This window comes from Amycolatopsis sp. Hca4, assembly GCF_013364075.1.
Classification (GTDB): Bacteria; Actinomycetota; Actinomycetes; order Mycobacteriales; family Pseudonocardiaceae; genus Amycolatopsis.
Genome location: NZ_CP054925.1, coordinates 2,310,993 through 2,330,802, shown reverse-complemented (window position 1 = coordinate 2,330,802; position 19,810 = coordinate 2,310,993). Strand labels below are relative to the sequence as shown.

At 72.6% G+C, this 19,810-nt stretch carries 13 protein-coding genes and 1 pseudogene; 13 read left to right on the top strand and 1 reads right to left on the bottom strand.

The features are described 5' to 3' along the window. Window positions 1-15 precede the first annotated feature (15 nt). Window positions 16-1,494 carry a polyketide synthase gene (locus HUT10_RS09890; protein WP_254896791.1) on the bottom strand — a complete coding sequence of 493 codons (1,479 nt, stop codon included), beginning with the start codon at window positions 1,492-1,494 and terminating at the stop codon, window positions 16-18. Between HUT10_RS09890 and asnB the strand changes: the two are divergent. The 13 genes and pseudogenes from asnB to HUT10_RS09830 all read left to right on the top strand — a co-directional run. Beyond that, a pseudogene (asnB, locus tag HUT10_RS50810) lies at window positions 1,436-2,314 on the top strand (asparagine synthase (glutamine-hydrolyzing)); the annotation flags it as partial. The gene HUT10_RS09890 and the pseudogene asnB overlap by 59 nt on opposite strands. Before the next feature lie 149 nt (window positions 2,315-2,463). Continuing rightward, window positions 2,464-3,309 (top strand): asparagine synthase-related protein, encoded by an 846-nt coding sequence (locus HUT10_RS50805; protein WP_368660750.1) that lies wholly within the window; start codon window positions 2,464-2,466, stop codon window positions 3,307-3,309. A gap of 382 nt (window positions 3,310-3,691) precedes the next feature. Then, complete coding sequence (locus HUT10_RS09880; RefSeq protein ID WP_176170908.1) at window positions 3,692-4,603, top strand: nuclear transport factor 2 family protein; 912 nt, start codon at window positions 3,692-3,694, stop codon at window positions 4,601-4,603. Between the two features lie 31 nt (window positions 4,604-4,634). Further along, window positions 4,635-5,243 (top strand): hypothetical protein, encoded by a 609-nt coding sequence (locus tag HUT10_RS09875; RefSeq protein ID WP_176170907.1) that lies wholly within the window; start codon window positions 4,635-4,637, stop codon window positions 5,241-5,243. Next, the gene (locus HUT10_RS09870) at window positions 5,152-6,633 is read left to right on the top strand and encodes a multicopper oxidase family protein (RefSeq protein WP_176170906.1); all 1,482 of its coding nucleotides are present in this window, start codon (window positions 5,152-5,154) and stop codon (window positions 6,631-6,633) included. Before HUT10_RS09875 ends, HUT10_RS09870 begins: the two co-directional genes overlap by 92 nt. 55 nt (window positions 6,634-6,688) lie before the next feature. Continuing rightward, on the top strand, window positions 6,689-10,591 hold the full coding sequence (locus tag HUT10_RS09865; RefSeq protein ID WP_176170905.1) for a type I polyketide synthase: 3,903 nt from the start codon (window positions 6,689-6,691) through the stop codon (window positions 10,589-10,591). Window positions 10,592-10,623: 32 nt separating this feature from the next. Continuing rightward, on the top strand, window positions 10,624-11,880 hold the full coding sequence (locus HUT10_RS09860) for a beta-ketoacyl reductase (protein ID WP_176170904.1): 1,257 nt from the start codon (window positions 10,624-10,626) through the stop codon (window positions 11,878-11,880). 169 nt (window positions 11,881-12,049) lie between these two features. Then, a complete protein-coding gene (locus tag HUT10_RS09855; RefSeq protein WP_176170903.1) occupies window positions 12,050-13,561 on the top strand; it encodes an aromatic amino acid ammonia-lyase in 1,512 nt (503 codons plus the stop codon). Continuing rightward, on the top strand, window positions 13,558-14,325 hold the full coding sequence (locus HUT10_RS09850) for an L-tyrosine 3-hydroxylase (protein WP_176170902.1): 768 nt from the start codon (window positions 13,558-13,560) through the stop codon (window positions 14,323-14,325). Before HUT10_RS09855 ends, HUT10_RS09850 begins: the two co-directional genes overlap by 4 nt. Beyond that, on the top strand, window positions 14,322-15,008 hold the full coding sequence (locus HUT10_RS09845; protein WP_176170901.1) for an O-methyltransferase: 687 nt from the start codon (window positions 14,322-14,324) through the stop codon (window positions 15,006-15,008). The genes HUT10_RS09850 and HUT10_RS09845 overlap by 4 nt, the downstream gene beginning before the upstream one ends. Further along, complete coding sequence (locus HUT10_RS09840; protein ID WP_176170900.1) at window positions 15,005-16,045, top strand: alcohol dehydrogenase catalytic domain-containing protein; 1,041 nt, start codon at window positions 15,005-15,007, stop codon at window positions 16,043-16,045. Before HUT10_RS09845 ends, HUT10_RS09840 begins: the two co-directional genes overlap by 4 nt. Continuing rightward, the gene (locus tag HUT10_RS09835) at window positions 16,042-18,276 is read left to right on the top strand and encodes an SDR family NAD(P)-dependent oxidoreductase (RefSeq protein WP_176170899.1); all 2,235 of its coding nucleotides are present in this window, start codon (window positions 16,042-16,044) and stop codon (window positions 18,274-18,276) included. Before HUT10_RS09840 ends, HUT10_RS09835 begins: the two co-directional genes overlap by 4 nt. Before the next feature lie 205 nt (window positions 18,277-18,481). After that, the gene (locus tag HUT10_RS09830) at window positions 18,482-19,792 is read left to right on the top strand and encodes a glycosyltransferase (RefSeq protein ID WP_176170898.1); all 1,311 of its coding nucleotides are present in this window, start codon (window positions 18,482-18,484) and stop codon (window positions 19,790-19,792) included. The last annotated feature ends 18 nt before the right edge of the window (window positions 19,793-19,810 follow it).

Below are 19,810 nucleotides of genomic sequence, written 5' to 3'. Positions count from 1 at the left end.
GGGGTGGTGCGCCGGTCACCGGTTCGGTGGCTGGCCGACGAGGATGTGGACGAAGGTCCCGGACAGGCCGTAGGTGCTGACTCCGGCGACGGCGGGCCCGTCGTCGGGCCAGCTTGCGGTGTGGGGGACCGGTGCGATGCCGAGCCCGGTCCAGTCGATCCGGGAGGTGGGGTGCTCGCTGTGCAGGCTGGCGGGCACGGTCCGGTTCCGCACCGCCAGGGCGGCCTTGATCAGCCCGGCGATGCCACCGGCGGCTTCGGGGTGACCGATGTTGGTCTTGACGCAGCCGACCAGGCACGGCCGGCCGGGCGGGCGGTGAACGCCGATGGCGGTACCGATGGCGTGCAGCTCGATGCGGTCGCCGGCCGGAGCGGCGTTGCCGTGGGCCTCCACGTAGGCGATGCGGTCGGGGCTGACGCCGGCGACGGCGCACGCGCGGGTGATGACGTTCAGGTAACCCTCGATCGAAGGGGCGATGATCGCTTTGGCGGTGCGGCCCTTGCTGGCCTGGGCGCTGCCGAGGATGAGGGCGTACACGGTGTCGCCGTCCGCCTGGGCGCGGGAAAGCCGCTTGAGGACGAGGACTCCGGCGCCGTCGCTGCGGACGAAGCCGTCGGCGTCCTCGTGGCCGAATCGGCAGCGGCCCGAGGGTGAGAGCATGCCTGCGGCCGAGTAGCCGACGGTGTGGCGGGTGTCCAGTACGAGGCTGACGCCGCCCGCGAGCGCGGTGTCGCACTCGCCGATGCGCAGGCTCTGGCAGGCGAGGTGGACGGCGAGGGTGCCCGAAGAACAGGCCGCGTCGACCGTGGCGCACGGGCCGCGCAGGTCCCAGGCGTAGCTGATGCGACCGGAGGCCATGCTGCGGGCGGCCGAGGTGGCGATGGCGTACATGTCGGTGGTCGTGGTGCCGTGCAACCGGTCCCAGTGCTCTCCGGTGCTCTGGCCCATGAAGACCCCGATGTCCTGACCGGCGGTCCTGGTCAGCCCGGCATCGGCCAGTGCGTCGCGCGCGCACTGGAGCAGCAGGCGGTGCTGGGGGTCGAGCGTCGCGTTTTCCCGTTCGGTCACCGCGTAGTCGCCGGGCGCAAAACCTTCGTTGTCGGCAAGGAATCCGCCGTCGAGGCTCACGACGTGACCGCTCTTGCGAGGTGCCGGGTCGTAGAGCGCGCGGGCGTCGAACCGGTCCGCCGGCGGCTGCGCGGTGACCGCGTCGACCTTCCCGCACACCAGGTCCCACAGTTCCCGCGCACCACTGGCGCCGGGGAAACGCGCTCCGATAACGACAATCGCAATGGGTTCACCCGTCGTCATCACCTGGCAACTTCTATCATCGAAAAACAATCGGACCGCCACGGCGAACGGATCGTCGTCCGTTTGGGCAGCCACTTTGGACGAAGGTCGCGGGAAAAACGCCGACCTGGCGCCGTGGCCGAGGATGACTGGCAATGGCATCGTCGGTTCCTTCGAAGGGTTTGTGGTGCTGATGTGCGGCATTGCGGGCTGGGCAGATCTCGGGTCCTTGCCGGAGGACGCAGAAGAACGGGTCCGCCGGATGACCGACGCCATGGCGAGCAGAGGCCCGGACGGTGCGGGCGTCTGGACCGGCAGGCATGCCGTGCTGGGACACCGGCGGCTGGCCGTCATGGATCCCGGGCACGGCGGGCAGCCGATGATCTTCACCAACGACCGCGACGAGCCGGTGGTCACGCTGACCTACAGCGGCGAGGTCTACAACCACCCCGAGCTGCGTGAGGAACTGCAGCGACGCGGGTACAAGTTCCGGACCGGTACCGACACCGAGGTCGTGCTGCACGCCTACCTCGAGTGGGGCATCGACGCGGTGGAGCGGCTCAACGGCATGTACGCCTTCGCGGTCTGGGACGAGATCCGCGGCAGGCTCGTGCTCGTCCGCGACCGGCTGGGCGTCAAGCCGCTGCACTACGTCCGCCACGCAGGCGGGGTGCTGTTCGCGTCCGAGCCGAAGTCGTTGTTCGCCGGCGGCCTGGTCAGCCCCGCGGTCAGCGTCGACGGCCTGCGCGATCTGTTCGCCTCCGCGCACACGCCCGGCGCGAGCCTGTTCCGCGCCGTCCACGAGGTCAGGTCCGGGACCGTCGTGGTCCTCGATGCCGCCGGCCTGCGCGAGCGGCGTTACTGGCAGCTCACGGCCCGGCCGCACCACGACGACGTGCCCACCACCGTCGCGCGGGTGCACGAGCTGCTCGGCGACATCGCCGCCCGGCACGTCCGCGCCGACGTCCCCCTCGGGGCCCTGCTCTCCGGCGGCCTGGATTCCGGTGCGCTGGCCGCCCTCGCCCAGCAGGCCGACCCGGCTCCGTTGCGCACCTTTTCCGTCGACTTCGCGGGCAACACCGACCACTTCGTCGGGAACAGCCTGCGCGCCACCCGGACACTCCGTTCGTACGCGCCGTCGCCGAGCACTGCGGCCTGGACCACCGAGACATCGTGCTCGACGCGGGCGAGCTGGCCGATCCCCGGCACCGGCAGGCGGTGGTCGCGGCCAAGGACGCACCCGCGCTCGGGGACATGGACACCTCGCTGTACCTGTTGTTCCGCGCCGTCCGGGAGCACACCACGGTGGCCATCTCCGGCGAAAGCGCCGACGAGGTCTTCGGTGGCTACCCGTGGTTCCACGACCCCGAACGCATCGGTGCCGAGAGCTACCCGTGGCGGTACTTCACCGGTCACAGCGGTACTTACCAGGCCCTCCTGCGCCCCGAGGCCGCTGCCGAACTGAACATCGCGGCACACCGCGCGACGCAGTACCGCGACGCCCTCGCCGGTGTTCCGCGCCTGGACGGCGAGACCGGGCTCCAGGGCCGCATGCGCGAGGTGTTCCACCTCCACCTGACCCGCTGGCTACCCCACCTGCTGGACCGCAAGGACCGGCTCAGCATGGCGGTGGGGCTGGAAGTACGGGTGCCGTTCTGCGACCACCGGCTCGTCGAGTACGCCTTCAACACCCCCTGGGCGCACCACACCTTCGACGGCCGGGAGAAATCTCTGCTAAGCGCGGCGGTGGCGCCGCTGCTGCCCGCCGGCGTCATCGCCCGGACCAAGGCGCCGTACCCGGTGACCCACGATCCCGCCTGCCACCGCGCCATCAGCGAGCAGGCACACGACCTGCTGGCCACCCCCACCGCGCCGGTGTGGACGTTCCTGGCACCGCAACGCCTCCGGGACCGCCTGGACCGCCCGGCCGCCGACCACGCCACCCGCGCGGGGATCGACTTCGCGCTCAACTTCGATCTGTGGCTGCGCAACCACGGCGGCGGCCACGGCACCCGCTGAAGTCCCGGCCCGCAGCAGGCGGTGAGCTGGGTGGCGTCGTCGGCTCCGCGCAGGCCAGGAGTACCTCGCAGGGACAAAGGGGCAGGGATGCTAGCCGAACGTCCGACAGGTACTACCGGCCCTTTACCTCGCGCGGGGCCATGATGGACGGTCTGTGCAACCGGGCCGGAAGGGCCGGATCCGAGCAGGTCGAGCCGGTCGGAGGGGGCTTGACCTCGCTCCTCGCGAACACGACCGCGAACGGCTTCCCCGCCTCCGGGCCGGCACAGGCGGGGAGGCGCGGAGACAACCGCTTTCGCCAAGCACAGTCCGCTTCGACAATCGCCGGAATGCGAGGAACCAGATGTCAAGAAGCACTGTTCGATCCCGAAGCCGCTCGCGGGTGGCCGTGCCGTTCATCCTCTCCGTCGCCATGATCGCCGCCTTCGGGCCGGCCGCCACCGCCGCGCCGCGGCACCACCAGCCGAGCGCGTTCGAGTCCGTCGCCTCCCCGAAGGAACAGGCGAACCGTGCGGTCGTCCTGAGCTTCTACGCCGCGCTGAACCGCGGGAACCTCGGGTACTTCGACCAGGTCGTGCGCCCCGACCTCGTCCAGCACTACCCCGCGATCGCCGACGGCCGGTCCGCGTTCCGCGCGTACCACGCGGCCCTGCGGAAGCAGAATCCCGATCTCCGGTTCGTCGTGGAGCGGACCATCGCCCAGAACGACCTTGTTGTGGTGCACAGCCACTTCACCGGAAAGCCCGGCGACGCGGGGATCGCCAAGGTCAACCTCTTCCGCCTCGACCGGGGCAGGATCGCCGAACACTGGGAACTCAACCAGGCCGTCCAGCCGGCGGCCACCGGCAACGACATGTTCTCCACGCTCAGCTCGCCCCGGATCGCCCGGTCGCTGCCGCTGTCCACGGACGCCGAGAGCGCCCGCGTCGGCCGCGCCGCCTTCGCCGAGATCGTCAACCAGCCCGACGACGCACTCCGTCTCCGGGCGCTGAACCGCTACATCGGGAACAACACCTACTACCAGCACTTCCCGAACGTCCCCAATGGACCTGAAGCGCTGCAGCAGTTCGTGCACAACGCGTTCGCCGCGCAGCCGGAGTACCGCGCCGACGTCAAGACTGTCGTCGCCGAGGGAGATCTGGTCGCGGTCTTCGAACACCTGGTGAAGCTCTTCGACATGGAGGACGGTGTCGGCGCCGACCTGTTCCGGGTGCGGGACGGAAAACTGCTGGAGCACTGGGTCGTCATCGAGCCGACGCCGCCGACGTCGGCCAACCCGCACCCGATGTACTGATCCGCGGCCGTTGGGGCGGAAGGGTGGCGCCATGCCGGACACCGTGACAGCCCGTTCCACGACTCCGCTGGTCCTGCTCGCGGTCGGCCTCGCGGCGGTCGTGGCCTGGCAGCTCCGCGACTGGTCGTCCTGTTCGGACGTTGCCCCACCGGAGCCGCCGGCCGGGCCGATCGGTGCCGGGCACCACCTCGGCGCGGGCGGGACGCGCACGCCGCCGCCCGCGATCGCGGCGAGCGCCGTCCCCAACTTCGCCGGCATCACGCTGCTCGCCGCGCACGTGACGACGGCGGGCGTGCTGCTCGCCGTCGCCGCCGCGCGGCGGTGGGCGGCGGGGCGCATCGCCGCTGTGCTGGTCTTCGCGGCGACGGTGGCCGTCTTCACCGCCTCGGCGACGATTCCCCTGGCGAGCTTGACCATCGGCACCGGGATTTCCCGGGGCAACACGCTGTCCGCGGCGGTCACCGTGTTGCGGTACTCGTTCGTGCTCTCCCTGCTGGTCGCGGCCGCCGCGCACCGGCTCGCTTTCCGAGTTCTCGAAGGTGATCGACGTGCTGACCAGAAGAGACGCGCTCAAACTCGGTTCCGCCGCGGGCGCGGCGGTGCTCTTCCCGGTGAACCGGCTGGCGTCCGCGCTCTCTGACGACCCGCCGGGCGTGCCGCCCTTCTCACTGCCGTTGCCGGTCCCCCCGGTGCTGAAGCCCGCGCACCGCACGGCGGACACCGACTTCTACGACATGCGGATCTCGGAGACCGAACTGGAGATCCTGCCCGGGTTCCGGACCCGGACCCTCACCTTCGCCGGGAGTTTTCCCGGCCCCACCGTCCGCGCTCGGCGTGGCCGCGAGGTGGTGATCAGGCAGTTCAACGGCCTGCGGAGCCCCGTCACGGTGCACCTGCACGGCGCCGCCGTGCCGGCGTCGAGCGACGGGCACCCGATGGACCCGATCGCGCCCGGCCGGGCCCGGGTGTACCGGTACCCGAACGACCAGCGGGCCGCCACGCTCTGGTACCACGACCACACGCACGAGCTGGAAGCCGAGCAGATCTACCGCGGACTTTCCGGTGCATACCTGCTTTCGGACCCGGTGGAAACGCGGCTTCCGCTGCCCACCGGCGAATTCGACGTCCCCTTGCTGCTCCGGGACGCGAAGTTCGACAGCGAGGGCCAGTTCGCCTTCGTGCCGGACGACTTCACGAACCGGCCCACCGTCCTCGTCAACGGGCGGCCGCAACCCCATTTCGAGGTCAAGCGGAAGCTGTACCGCCTCCGGCTGATCAACGGATCGAACCTGGAGATGTTCAGGTTCCGCCTCACCTCCGGAGCGCCGTTCCTGCAGATCGCCGCCGACGGTGGCTTCCTGCGTGCCCCCGCGGTGCGGCCGGAGATCGACCTCTGGCCGGCCGAGCGTGCCGAGGTGCTGGTGGACTTCCGGTCGGTGCCGCCGGGCACCGCCGTCGTGCTGCAGAACGCGGTGGCGCTGTCCGCGGACAAGCGCGACATCCTGCAGTTCCGGGTCGGCGGCGGTGCTCCGCCGTCCGAGCGGGAGAGCGACGTCCCGAGCTGGTCACGCACCGCGTTTTCCCCGCCGCGGACGGAGATCCCGGGCTGGCCGGCGACCGAGCCGCCGCGAAGACAGCCGACGAGAACGCGGCGATTCGTCCTGGGGCTCGATCTCGCGAGCGGCCGGTTCCTCATCAACGGCCGCGGGTTCGACCCGGACCGGGTGGACGCCACGATCGAGCACGGCTCGACCGAGATCTGGGAGATCGTCAACGGCGACGCCGCTCTCGGCATCCAGCATTCGATGCACCTGCACCTGGTGCAGTTCCGGGTCCTCGACCGGAACGGCAAACCCGAGCCCGCCCACGACTCCTTCCCGAAGGACACCGTCCGGCTGTACCCCGGGGACGTGGTCCGCATCCAGGTCACGTTCGATTCCCACCTCGGCCGGTTCCCGTTCCACTGCCATTTCCTCGACCACGCGGCCCACTCGATGATGGGCCAGTTCGAAGTCGTGCCCCGCCGCTGAGCCGGCCGGGGCGCGGGGGAGGGCGCCGGATGCGAGAAAGATCTGTGAGGTAACGATGAAGCGTTCGAATTCCGGTGCCCCGGGCAACGACGTCGCCGTGGTGGGCCTCGGCCTGCGGCTGGCCGGCGGCATCAGCGGTCCGGCGGACTTCTGGGCCGGCTTGACGGCGGCGCGGAGCGAGGTCGGGGACCTGCCCGAAGGGCGTTGGTCTTCGTACCGGGCGAGCGGTCCCGCGGCCGTGGCCGCGGTGGACCGAGCCGTCCGGCGCGCCGCCTACCTGGAGGACGCCGCGAGCTTCGACGCCGAGTTCTTCGGCGTCACCCCCAAGGAAGCGGTGCTGCTGGACCCGCAGCAGCGGCTCGTGCTGGAAGTCGTCTGGGAGGCCCTGGAACACGCCGGTATTCCGCCTCTTTCGCTCGGTGGCACCAACGCCGCGGTGCTGATCGGCGTTGGTGGCGGGGAATACGGGCAGCTGCTGCTGAACGATCCCGAGCGGATCGGGCCGTGGAGCAGCATCGGCGGGGCGTACTGCGCCGTCGCGAACCGGGTTTCGTACTTCCTCGACCTGCGCGGTCCCAGTCTGGCGCTGGATTCGGCTTGTTCGTCGTCGCTCGCAGCGATCCACTTCGGACGGCAGGCGCTGCTCTCCGGCGAGTGCGACGTCGTGCTCGCGGGCGGGGTCAACTTGATCGCCGCCCCCGCGCAAACCCTCTCGCTGGGTGCGTCGGGAGCGCTGGCGGCCGACGGCCGGAGCAAGCCGTTCGCGGCGTCGGCCGACGGTTACGGGCGCGGCGAGGGCGCCGGTGTCGTGGTGCTCAAGCGGCTGGACCACGCCCGCCGCGACGGCGACAACGTGCTGGCCGTCGTCCGCGCCAGCACGGTCCGGCAGGACGGCCGCACCAACGGGATCATGGCCCCCAACGGAGCCGCCCAGGAGGAGATGCTCCGGTCCGTCTACGGAAAGGCGGGCATCACCCCGTCCGACGTGGACTACCTGGAAGCGCACGGCACCGGGACACCGCTCGGTGATCCGGTGGAGGCGGCCGCGGCCGCGGCCGTCCTGGGCGCCGGCCGGACGCCGGACTCGCCCCTGTTCATCGGTTCGGTCAAGGGTAACGTGGGGCACCTCGAGGCCGGGGCCGGCGTGGTCGGCGTCATCAAGACGGTGCTGGCCATGCGGGCCGGCGTCCTGCCGCCCACGGTGGGCGCCGGAGACGGCGTCAACCCGGCGGTCGAAGCCGAGCAATCGGTCAAGGTGGTGACCGAGCCGACGCCGTGGCCCGAAGTCGCTGGCAAACCGAAGCTCGCGGGGGTGTCCAGCTTCGGGTACGGAGGCACCATCGCGCACGTCTGCCTGGCGGAAGGCGACCCGGTGGAACCGGGCACCGAGCGGGGCGCCACCGACGGCCCGCACCTGCTCCTGCTCTCCGCCGCCACCCGGGAGGCGCTCGCGCCGGCGGTGAGCGGGCTCGCGGACGCGCTGGAGACGGGCGAGCAGGACGTCGGAGCGGTGGCGGCCACGCTGGCCGTGCACCGGTCGCACCTGCCGTGGCGGACCGCCGTGCTCGCCGGCGACCGCGGCGAGGCGGTCGATCGCCTCCGGGCGTGGTCGGCGTCGGCGAAGGTGCCCGGGGTCGTGCACGGCCGGGCGGCCGAGCCGGCGGCGGGGCCGGTGTTCGTGTTCTCCGGGCACGGCTCCCAGTGGGCTGGCATGGGCCGGGAGCTGCTCCGGGCGAGCAAGCCGTTCGCGGCCCTGTGCGAGCGGCTCGAGCCGATCTTCCGCGAGGAGGTGGGCTACTCGCTCATCGCCGAACTCGACGAGGGGGACTGCACCCGAACCAGCCGCATCCAGGCGACCCTGTTCGCCATGCACCTGGGTCTCGCCGAGGTGTGGCGGTCCCGGGGGGTCGAACCGGTGGCGGCGCTCGGTCACTCCATGGGGGAGATCGCCGCGGCGGTGGTCGCGGGCGTGTGGAGCGCGGAAGACGCCGCCCGGTTCGCCTGCCGCCGCGCGAACCTGCTCGACTCGGTGACGGGCCTCGGCGGCATGGTCCTGCTGGACGTGCCGTTCGACGAGCTGCAGGCGCGGCTGGCGGGCCGGGCCGGGCTGGCCGCGGCGATCGAACCGGCCCGTGGGTGGTCGGTGCTGGCCGGTGACGCGGCCGCGGTGCAGGAGTACGCGGCCGTGCTGGCCGGCGAGGGCCGCGTGGTCCGCCAGGTGGCTTCCGACGTCGCCTTCCACAGCCCGCACATGGACGAACTCGTCGACGACCTCGCCGCCGCGGCGCGCGGGTTGTCGATCGGTGCGCCGTCGTTGCCGCTGTACGGCACGGTTCTCGACGACCCGCGGTCGGACGCACCGCGGGATTCCGGTTACTGGCCGCAGAACCTCCGGCGGCCCGTCCGGTTCGCGGCGGCCATCGAGGCCGCGCTCCAGGACGGCCACCGTCACTTCCTGGAGCTCTCCCCGCATCCCGTCGTCACCCACAACATCGCCCAGATCGCGGAGGCGCTGCCGGTCCAGGCGGTCACCGCGGCGCACTCGCTGCGTCGTGCGCAGCCGGCGCTCGCGGAGCTGACCGAGCAGCTGGGCAGGCTGCACTGCGCCGGAGTCCGGGTCGACTGGCGGGCCCACTGGCCCCGCTCGGCCGCCGTCGAGCTGCCGCGCACGGCCTGGCAGCACCGCCGGTACTGGCTTCCCGAGGCGCCGGCGGACCGGGGCACCGGCGGTCACGACCCGGCGTCGTGCACCCTGCTCGGTTCCCGGCTGACGGCGGCCACCGCGCCGCCCTCGGCCGTGTGGCAGACGACCCTGGCGCCCGAAAGCCGGCCCTACGACGCTCCGCACACCGTGCACGGGGTGGACATCGTCCCGGCTTCCGTGCTGCTCTGCACGCTCGCCGACGCGATCGCGGGCGACACCGGCCGGCCGCGTCACCTCCGGGACGTCGTCCTGCGCACGCCGCTGCCGGCCGAGCAGAACCGCGCTGTTCAGGTCGTTTGCCAGGACGGGCGGGCAGTGCTTTCCTCCCGGCTCGAGGAAGCGTCCGAAGAGACGTCGTGGACCACGCACACCTCGGCCCGCGACGGTGGTGAGGCCGCGGTGCGCGCCGGCTCGGTCGAGCCGGCCGAAGGGCAGGCGGTCCCCGCCGGTGCCGACGAGGTGCTCGACCTGCTCCGGCCGCTGGGGGTTTCGGGGCTGGCCTTCGACTGGACGGTGGACGACCTCCGGCACGACGACGCGGTGGTGCACGCGACCGTGTCGACGCCCGGCCGGGCGCCCCACTGGGCCGTGGTCCTCGACGCCGCCACCACCTTGGCCTCGCTGCCGCTGGCCCGGCAGGGCGTCCACCGCATGCCCGCGTCGATCGAGTCGGTCGGGTGGACCGGTGCGCCGCCGCCCTCGGCACACTTGGTCGCACGCCTGCGCAGCGGCACCGTCGACACCATCGACCTGGATCTGCGCGGGGCCGACGGAGAGTCGGCCGCCCGGGTCACCGGGCTCCGGTTCGGTGTTCTCGACGCCGACCGGACCCTGTTCGCCGACCCGCGGACCTTCCTGCACGGCTTGTCCTGGCAACCGGTGGAAGCCGCGGCCGTCGAGACGTCCGCGGCCACCGTCACGCTGGTCTCGGCCGAACCGTCGGAGCTCGCGGACCGGCTCGCCGAGCACCTCGTCCGGGCCGGTTTCGGGTGCACGGTCGCCGCGGACGCCCAGGACGTCTCGCCGCCCGCGGGCGACGAGCCACACCACGTGGTCTATCTGCCTCCGGCGCCCCGGCCCGGAGACGAGTACGAGGCGACCGTGGACCACCTCACCGAGCTCGTCGGTGTCACCCGTTCCGTGGTCGAAGCCGACCGGCCGGGCACCCGGTTGTGGGTGCTCACCCGGGAAGCGGTGGCCTGCGCCAGTCCGGCCGCCCTCACGCATCGGCCCCTGTGGGGGCCGCACGGGTGATCGCCTCCGAACACCCGCAGTTGCGTGGTGGCGTGCTGGATCTGGGGGAGGGCGCCGAAGAAGCCGCGTTCGAGCTGGTGGCGAGCGTCCTCCACGCACCTCCGGCGGAGGACTGGCTGGCCATCCGGAACGGCGAGCTGCTCGCCGGGCGCGTGGTGCCCCGCCCGGACCGGGTCCGGACGCCACCGGTGAACCTGCGCCCCGACGCCACCTACGTGGTGACCGGCGGTCTCGGCGCACTCGGCCTGGAGGCGGCGCGTCACCTGGCCGCCCGGGGCGCCCGTCGCCTGGTCCTGACCAGCAGGCGCGGCCTGCCACCGCGGTCGGCCTGGGACGACCGGCACGACGAGGCGACCCGGCACGCCATCGGCGTCGTCGAGGAGCTCGAAAGCCAGGGGGTGAGCGTGCTCCCGCTCGCGCTCGACGTGACCGACGCCGACGCCGCACGGGCGACGCTGACACCGGACTTCCTGCGCATGCCGCCGATCCGGGGCGTGGTCCACGCGGCCGGAGCCGTGCACGGGCGCCTGGTGGACGACCTGGACGAGGACTCGATCCGGGAGACGCTGCACGCCAAGGTGCTGGGAGCGGTGGTCCTGCACGAGCTGTTCCCGCCGGGCAGCATCGACGAGATGGTGCTGTTCTCCTCCACCGCACCGCTGGTCGTGCTGCCCGGCTGCACGGCCTACGCCGCGGCCAACTCCTTCTTGGACGGCCTGGCCGCGCATCGGCGGCACCGGGGCGGGAACACCACCTCGATCGCCTGGACGGTGTGGCGGGACACCGGCCTGGGCAGGCTCACCGCCGACGGGCTGCAGAGCATGCAGGCCCAGGGCTTCGGTGACATCACCCCGGCCGAGGCACTGCGGGTGTGGAACTGCCTGCACACCACGGACGACGGCTACGCGCTGGTGGTCCGGCCGAGCATGCCGCCACCGGGCGGACGCCGCGCGCTCTTCGAGCACATCCGTGATCCCCGAAGCGGCGAGCCGGACGGGGGAGCGGCGGCGGAGCCGGTCACCCTCCTGCGCGACCTGCCCGCGGACGAGGTGCCCGACGCGGCGATGGCCGTGATCCGGAGTGTGGTGGCGGCGGAGACCGGCGTGCCGGAGGACCGCATCGAACCCGAACGACCGTTTTCGGACATCGGCCTGGACTCGGTCATGGGCATCGCCATCCGCGGGAAACTGCAGCAGCACACCGGGATCGAGCTGTCGGCGGGCGTTCTCTGGACCCATCCCACACCGGCGGCACTGACGCGTTACCTCAGTGGCGTGGCGACGCGCTGAGTTCGCCGGAATCCCGGACCGGCCACCCGTGACCGGTGTGGCCACTTCGGACGGACGTCCGGCCTTTCGGGCAGCCGTCTTGGACGAAGGTCGCCGGAACGCCGCCGAAGCGGCCACGGTGGCCGACGATGACTGCGAAACCACTTCGGCCGAATTAGGGGCGATGACAATGAGCCCGATCGATTCCGCGACCACCTCCCTCGACCTTTCGGCGCCCGTGGAGCTGACTCATCTCGAGGCTGCCGCCCGGCCGATGTCCCTCTCGCTGTCCACCACCGCGATCGCGGACATCGAACGCGGCCGGGGATTCGTCGAGGCGACGCTGGCGCGGCGCGAACGCCAGGTCTACGGCGCCACCACGGGCTTCGGCCCGCTGGTCGTCTTCGACGGCCGGGAAAGCGCCACCGCGCAGTGCGAAAACGTGCTGGAGCACCTCACCGTCGGGCAGGGGCCCGACCTGCCGATCCCGGTGGCCCGCGCGGCGGTGCTCGTCCGCGCCCGGTCCCTGGCGCGGGGCCTGTCCGGCGTGTCACTGTCCACAGTGGATACTCTGCTGGCGATGCTGGCCACCGGCTTCGCCCCGGCCATCCCGACGTGGGGATCGGTCGGCGCCAGCGGGGACCTGGTTCCCCTGGCGCACGCCGTGCAGAGCCTGCGCGGCAACGGGTACGCCTACTTCGACGGCGAACGGATGCCCGCCGCCGCCGCCCTGCGCGCGGCGGGCCTGGCCCCGCTCGAGCTGGACGGCCGGGACGCGCTGGCGTTGGTCAACGGCACGTCGGTGACGACGGCGGCCGCCGGTCTCGCCGTGCTGTCGGCGCAACGCTCCCTGAAGACCGCGCTCGCGCTGACGGCCGCTCTCGCCGACCTTCTCGGTGCCACGCCCGCCTTCCTGGCACCGTCCCTGCTGCGGGCGTTCGGCCACCCCGAAGCCGCAGCGGCCGGCCGGGAGCTGTCCTGGTGGCTCGAGGGAACCACGCCGGTGCCGGGACGGCCGCTGCAGGAGCCCTACAGCATTCGGTGCACGCCGCAGCTGCTCGGTGCCGCCCACTCGGCGGCCGGGTGGTCGGCCCGGACCGTCGCCGACGACCTGCGGGGGGTCAGCGACAACCCGCTGTTCTTCCCGGACGAAGACCTGGTCGCGCACGGCGGCAACTTCTTCGGCCAGCCGGCTGCCTTCGCCGCCGACCTGCTGTCCTCGGCGGTGACCCAGGTCGGCAACCTCGCCGAGCGGCAGGTCGACCTCCTGGTGGACCCCGGCCGCAACGGCGGGCGGCCCCCGATGCTCGCGGCCGAGCCGGGCAAGCAGCACGCGATCCAGGGGCTGCAGGTGCTGGCGACGTCGCTCGTCGTGGCGATGCGCCGGGCGTGCACGCCGGCGGCGATGCAGAGCGTTCCCACCAACCTGCACAACCAGGACGTCGTCCCGTTCGGCACGCAAGCGGCGCTGACCGCCTACGAGCAAACCCGTCTCCTGCGGCTGCTGCACGGCTGCCTCGGTGTCGCGGTGCGCCAAGCCGCCTACATCGGCGACCGAGAACCGTCCGCGCCGCGCTGCGCGGCCCTGGTCGCGGCGCTGGCCGAGCGGGTTCGGCCGCTCACCCGCGACCGCCCGCTCGACGAGGACATCCGTGCGGCCGCCGACGTGCTGGACGAGCACGTCGCCGAGGTGGCAATGTGACCGCTCCGCCGCTGCCCCGGCTGACCGTTCCGCTGCCGCAGGACCCGTTCACCCCGTGCGCCGGGGACACCGGCGACGCCGGCGAACCCGCCGGGCCACCGCCGGCCGACGGCGAAGCCGAGCTGGCCTGGTACCGCTGGCTGCTGGGCCACCACGGCGCTTTCTGCGCCTGGCGGCTGCTGTCCGCCGCTCTCGGCCGCGGTGACCTGGGCGAGGCCGCGGACCTGCACGACACCTACTCGGCGCTGCTGCTCTACTCGGGCAGCTGCACCCCCGAGGTCTACTGCTCGGTGATCCGGCCCCGGATGGCGGCCCGGCACCCGGCGATGAGCGGCACGTGGGCGCGCGACCACCGGCACGCCGCCGCCCTGCTCGCCGCGGCCCGGCCGGCCCCCGGGTCGGCGCTGAAGGTGGCCGTGAAGTTCAACCGCCTCGTGCACATGACGGTGGCCGCCCGGCTCGTGCCGGACGGCGGGTCGCTCCTGCGCGACGCCGGACGGGACGTCCACTGCGCGCCCACCGAGGGTGAACAGGCCCTGCTCGACGATTTCTTCCTCGTCGACCGCGCCCCGGTCTGCGCGCACGTCTTCACCGCGGCGTTGCGGGAGCGGGTGGCAGCACTCCTGGCCGACCTCGCGGCACGACCGGTGCGCGCGAGCTACGACCGTGACGCGGTGAACCAGTTCCAGGTCGATCTGCCGGTGCACATCGGCCGTCTCGTCCCGATCGCCGAGACGGCTCTCGCGGAAGGAGCCAACGCATGACGACAACCACTGAGCAGCCCGAGAAAGCGGTGCTGCTCACCCCGCAGGTGCTCGACTACATGCGGGCCCAGCTCCCGCCGTTCACCGACGTCCAGCGCGAGCTGATCGACGCCACGCTCGCCCTGGGCGAGGTGGCCGAAATGCAGGTCCCGCCCGAACAGGGTGCGCTGCTGACGTTGCTGGCCCGGCTGACCGGCGCCCGCGTCGCGGTCGAAGTGGGCACCTTCACCGGGTACTCGACGCTCGCGCTGGCCGAGGGCGTGGGCCCGGCCGGCCGGGTGATCACCTGCGACGTGACCGACCGCTGGGCTCCGATCGCCACCGCCGCCTGGACCGCGGCCGGCGTGGCCGACCGCGTGGAACCGCTGCTCGGCCCCGCCGCCGAAACCCTGCGCGGCCTGCCCGAGGAGCCGTTCGTCGACCTGGCCTTCCTCGACGCCGACAAGGTCGGCTACCGCACCTACTGGGAGGAACTCGTGCCCCGACTGCGCCCCAACGGCCTCATCGTGGCCGACAACGTGCTCTACGCCGGCGAGGCGGCTTCGCCCGACGCGGAAGGCAACGCCCGCGCCATCCGCGAGTTCAACGACCACGTGCGCAACGACGACCGCGTCGAGTCAGTGCTGCTCACCGTCGCGGACGGGCTCACCCTGGCCCGCAAGAAGGACCGGGGGGAGCGGTGAAGGCCGCACAGCTGATCGCGCCCGGCAAGGTCGTCGTGGCCGAGGTGCCCGACCCGGTGCCGGGCTCGCCGACCGACGCCGTCGTCCGGGTGGTCGCCGCCGGGATCTGCGGGACCGACGTCCGCGGCTTCGCCGGCCGGCCCGGCCCGGTGCAGGGACCGAATTGCGGGCACGAGTTCGCCGGTGTCGTCACCGACGTCGGCGCCGAGGTCACCTCGGTCCGGCCGGGGGACTTCGTGCTTGCGCCGTTCACCTTCTCCGACGGCGTCTGCCCGCCCTGCCGCCGCGGGGTGCCCACCTCGTGCTCCGCAGGCGGGATGTGGGGCGTCGCGGCCGGCGGCGGGCAGGCGGAAGCGGTCCTCGTGCCCTTCGCCGACGCCACGCTGGTCGCCGTCCGCGTCGACGAGAACGACGAGCGAATCCCCGCCCTGCTGACGATGACCGATGTCGTGTCCACGGGCTGGCACGCGCTGAGTCAGGGACTGCGCCAGGTTCCGCCGGACCGCTCGACGGCGGTCGCAGTCGTCGGGGACGGCGCGGTGGGGCTCGGCTCGGTGCTCGCGGCCCGGGCCGCGGGAGTCGAGCGCATCTTCCTGCTGGGGCACCACGAGCCGCGGCTTGCGCTCGGCACGCGGTTCGGCGCCACCGACGTCATCACGGCCGGCAGCGGTGCGGAGGCCGCCGCGGCGGTCCGGGAAGCCACCGGCGGCGCCGGAGCCGATCTCGTGGTCGACGCCGTGGGCGAGCAGTCCGCCCTGGACACCGCGATGGCCGCGTGCGCGGACGGCGGGGTGCTCGGCCTGGTCGGCGGCCCGCACGGCCAGGTCGACGCCGCGATGTGCTTCCTGCGCAACATCACCCTGACCGGCGGCATCACCCCGGCGCGCCGCTACCTGCCGGAGCTGGCCGCCCGGGTGATCGCCGGTGAGCTGGACCCGTCGCCGCTGTTCGATCGCACGGTGGCGCTCGACGACGTCGGGGCGGGCTACGCGGCGATGGCCGGCCGGGCAGCCGTGAAGGTGCTGGTGCGGCCGTGACGGCGCCCTGGGAGGTATCCGCGGACACCCACCTCGGCGACTACGTCCTGCGGCCGGGCGCCGGGGACGACGACCGGGTCGCGGTGGTGGACCGCTCCCGCGGCGGGCGGGTCGAATGGACCTACGGACAGCTGCGCGCGGCCGTCGCCGGGCTCGCGGCCTGGCTGCGGGGAGCCGGGGTCGGCGATGACGACGCCGTGGTCGTCCTGACCGAGAACAGCGCCGAGTTCGTGGTGGCCTACCACGGGATCCTCGCGGCCGGTGCGGTGGTGCTCGCGCTGGATCCGCGGGACACCGCCGAGCGGTGGCGCACCGCGATCACCAACACCGGGGCGAAGGCGCTGATCGCCGAGACGGCCCTCGAACCACCGGAACTCCCGCTGCCGACCGTCTGCGTCGGCCCCGGCACGCCGGGCGGAACGCCGTGGGACGAGGCCGTGGCGACGCCACCGCGTCCCCTGTCCCCGCGCGGAGGTGAGCGGACTGCGGTACTGATGAGGTCGAGCGGCACCCTGGGCGTGCCGAAGCTCATCCAGGTGTCGCACCGCAACCTGACCGCCAACCTCGGCCAGATCGCCCACCTGCACCGGGTGCGGGGCGACGACGTCGTCCTGTCGGTGCCGCCGCTGCGCCACGTCTACGGGATGCAGATGGCGATGAACCCGGTACTGCGGGCGGGCGCCACCCTGGTCATCGGCGCGACCCCGTTTTCGGCCGCGGACTTCACCCGCGACGTCACCGAAGACGGCGTGTCACTGGCGTACCTGGTCCCGAGCGTGGTGGCCGAGCTCGGTGCGGCCGGGCGGCCCCTGCCGTCGCTGCGGCTGGTCGTCTCGGGGGGCGCGCCGTTGCCCTCGGTGGACGCGGGCCGCTGCGCCGCGAGCCTCGGCGTGCCGGTGGTGCAGGGCTTCGGGATGACCGAGGCGGGCTGCGTGAGCTTCACCCCCGACGGTGCCGAGGTCCCGCCCGACTCCGTCGGTGTGCTGGTCCCGGGCACCGAGGTGCGGTTCACCGGGGGCGATGCAGCGGACTGCGGCGAGTTGTGGTTGCGCGGACCGCAGATCGCCCGCGCGTCGGCGGGCTCGGACGGCTGGCTGCGCACCGGTGACCTGGTGAGCCGGGACGCGGACGGTTTCCTGCGGATCACCGGACGGGCGAAGACGCTGATCAAGTACAAGGGGCACCAGGTTTCGCCCGCCGAGCTGGAAGAGGTGGTGACCGGCCACCCCGCGGTGGCCGAAGCCTTTGTCGCGGGCGTGCCCGACCCGATCGCCGGCGAGATCCCGAAGGCCTACGTCGTGCTTCACGAGCGAGTCCCCCTCGCGGAGATCACCGCCTACGTCGCGGATCGCGTGGCACCGCACAAACGGGTGCGGGCCATCGAGCGGGTCCGGTCGATCCCGCGCTCCTCGACCGGCAAGCGGGTACGGCCCCCGGCGCTGCGGGTGCTCGTCACCGGCGGCGGACACGGGCTGGGCCGGACGTTCGCGGAGGCGCTGGCCGCCGCGGGGTTGTCCGTGGCCGTCACCGGTCGCGACCGGGACGCCTTGGAGGAGACCGTCGACGGGATCCGGCGGGCCGGCGGATCCGCGACCGGGGTGCGCCTCGACGTGACGGACGAAGATTCGGTGACCCGCGGGGTCGAGCGGGCCGTGGCCGAGCTGGGTGGCCTCGACGTGCTGGTGAACAACGCGGGTGTCCCCGGTCCGCTCGCTCCGCTGTGGACGGTGGACGAGACGCAGTGGCGGCGGGTGTTCGAAGTCGGGCTCTTCGGAGCGGTGCGGGTGACGCGGGCGGTGCTGCCCGCGCTCACCGGACGCGTGGTGAACGTGGTGAGCCGGGCGGGCACGATCGGCTGGCCGTACGTGAGCGCCTACGCGGCCACCAAGGCGGCGTTGATCTCGGTGACCACGAGCCTGTCCGGCGAGTTGGCCGGCTCCGGGCGGGTGACGGTGGCGTTCGACCCGGGGCTGGTCGACGCCGGGATGACCCGGTCTCATCTGGACCGCGGCCGGACGGGGAACCCCTGGGAAGACGACATTCTGGCGTGGACGGTGAAGGCCCGCCAGGCCGGGCGGTTCACGGCCGTCGAAGACTCGGCGGCCGCGCTGGTCGCCGTCGTTACGGGCGCCGCCGACCACGCGGGAGGCCGGTACGTCCGGCCGGAGGACGTGCTGCCGCGAGTCCGGCCGCGCGCGTCCTCGGTCACCAGTGCGGCAGCAGGGGACTGAACGGGAAAATGGGATGCCGACTCCGCTTCGGAGCTCTTCGAGACGATTCCACGGTGGTCGTGAAGGTTCGATCCGATACGGAAGGTTCCGAAAGCCGGAACGGTCTGTTGAAATTTTTCCGGGCGTCTGACGAAATTGGTCCGTACGTATTGCCGCTGTTCCGGCCGGTTCGATCCATCCCGGAGAAACTTGTGGAGGTCGAGATATGACACGCGTGATCATGGCGGCGATTCCCTTTCCCGGCCATGTGAACCCGCTCCGGCCCATCGCCGCGCACCTGGTCGCCGAGGGGCATGACGTCACCTTCGTCACGGGCACCAACCTGCGGGATGCCGTTCTGAGCACCGGTGCGGCCTTCCACCCGCTCCAGGGGCAGGCCGACTACGACGGTCCGGAGGTCTACCAGTCCGTTCCCGAGCTCACCCGGGTCGCGCCGGGGGTCGAGCAGATCGCCGTCTACCTCACCGAGGTACTGGCCAAGCCCATGCGGGAACAGCACGAGGCCGTCCAGGAAGTCCTGGCGCAGCAACCCGACACGCCGACGATCGTGCTGCACGAGATGTACTTCAACGGCCTGTGGCCGATCCAGCTCGGTGCGCCGGGGATCCGGCCGGCCGAGGTGATCGGCCTCGGTGTCACGGTGCTCCCGGTGTACAGCGCCGACACCCCGCCGTTCGGCTTGGGCCTGCTGCCCGACGCTTCTCCGGCCGGGCGGGAGCGCAACGCCCGGCTCAACGCGGAGGTGCGTGCGGCGTACGCTCCCGCGCAGCGCCTCGCGGAGCAGCTCGTCCGCGACTGTGGCGGGACAGGAACTCTGCCGTCCTACTTCGACGCGCAGGTCGTGGTGGCCGATCGCTTCCTGCACCTGTCCATTCCGTCCATGGAGTACCCGCGCAGCGACCTGCCCGCCTCGGTCCGGTTCGTGGGCGTGCCGTGGGAGGCCGACCACCAGGACGTGCCGCTGCCGGACTGGTGGAACGAGGTGCTCGAAGCCGGGCAGGTGGTCCTCGTTTCCCAGGGCACGGTCAGCAACGCCGACTTCTCCGAACTGGTGCTGCCCACCATCGAGGCGCTGGCCGGCCAGGACTGCCTCGTGGTCGCGACCACCGGCGGCCGTCCGGTGAGCGACCTCGGCGTGCTGCCCGCCAACGTCCGCGCCGCCGAGTACATCCCGTACACCCGGTTGCTTCCGCACGTCGACGTGTTCATCAGCAACGGCGGGTTCGGTGGCATGCAGATGGCCCTCAGCCGCGGCGTTCCGCTCGTCCTGGCGGGGGAGACCGAGGAGAAGAAGGACTCCACCGCGCACGCCGCCTGGACCGGCGCGGCCGTCAACCTCGCGACGAGCCGGCCGAGTGCCGCCGCGGTCGGCCGGGCGGTGCACGCGGTGCTGCACGACGATTCCTACCGCCTCGCCGCGCGGCGGCTGCAGGCCGAGTACGCCGAGTACGACGCCCTGCGCAGCATCACCGACATCGTCGAAGCCGCGGCGGAACCGTCAGTGGTGGCGCGGTGAACCCGTCACGGAATGGTA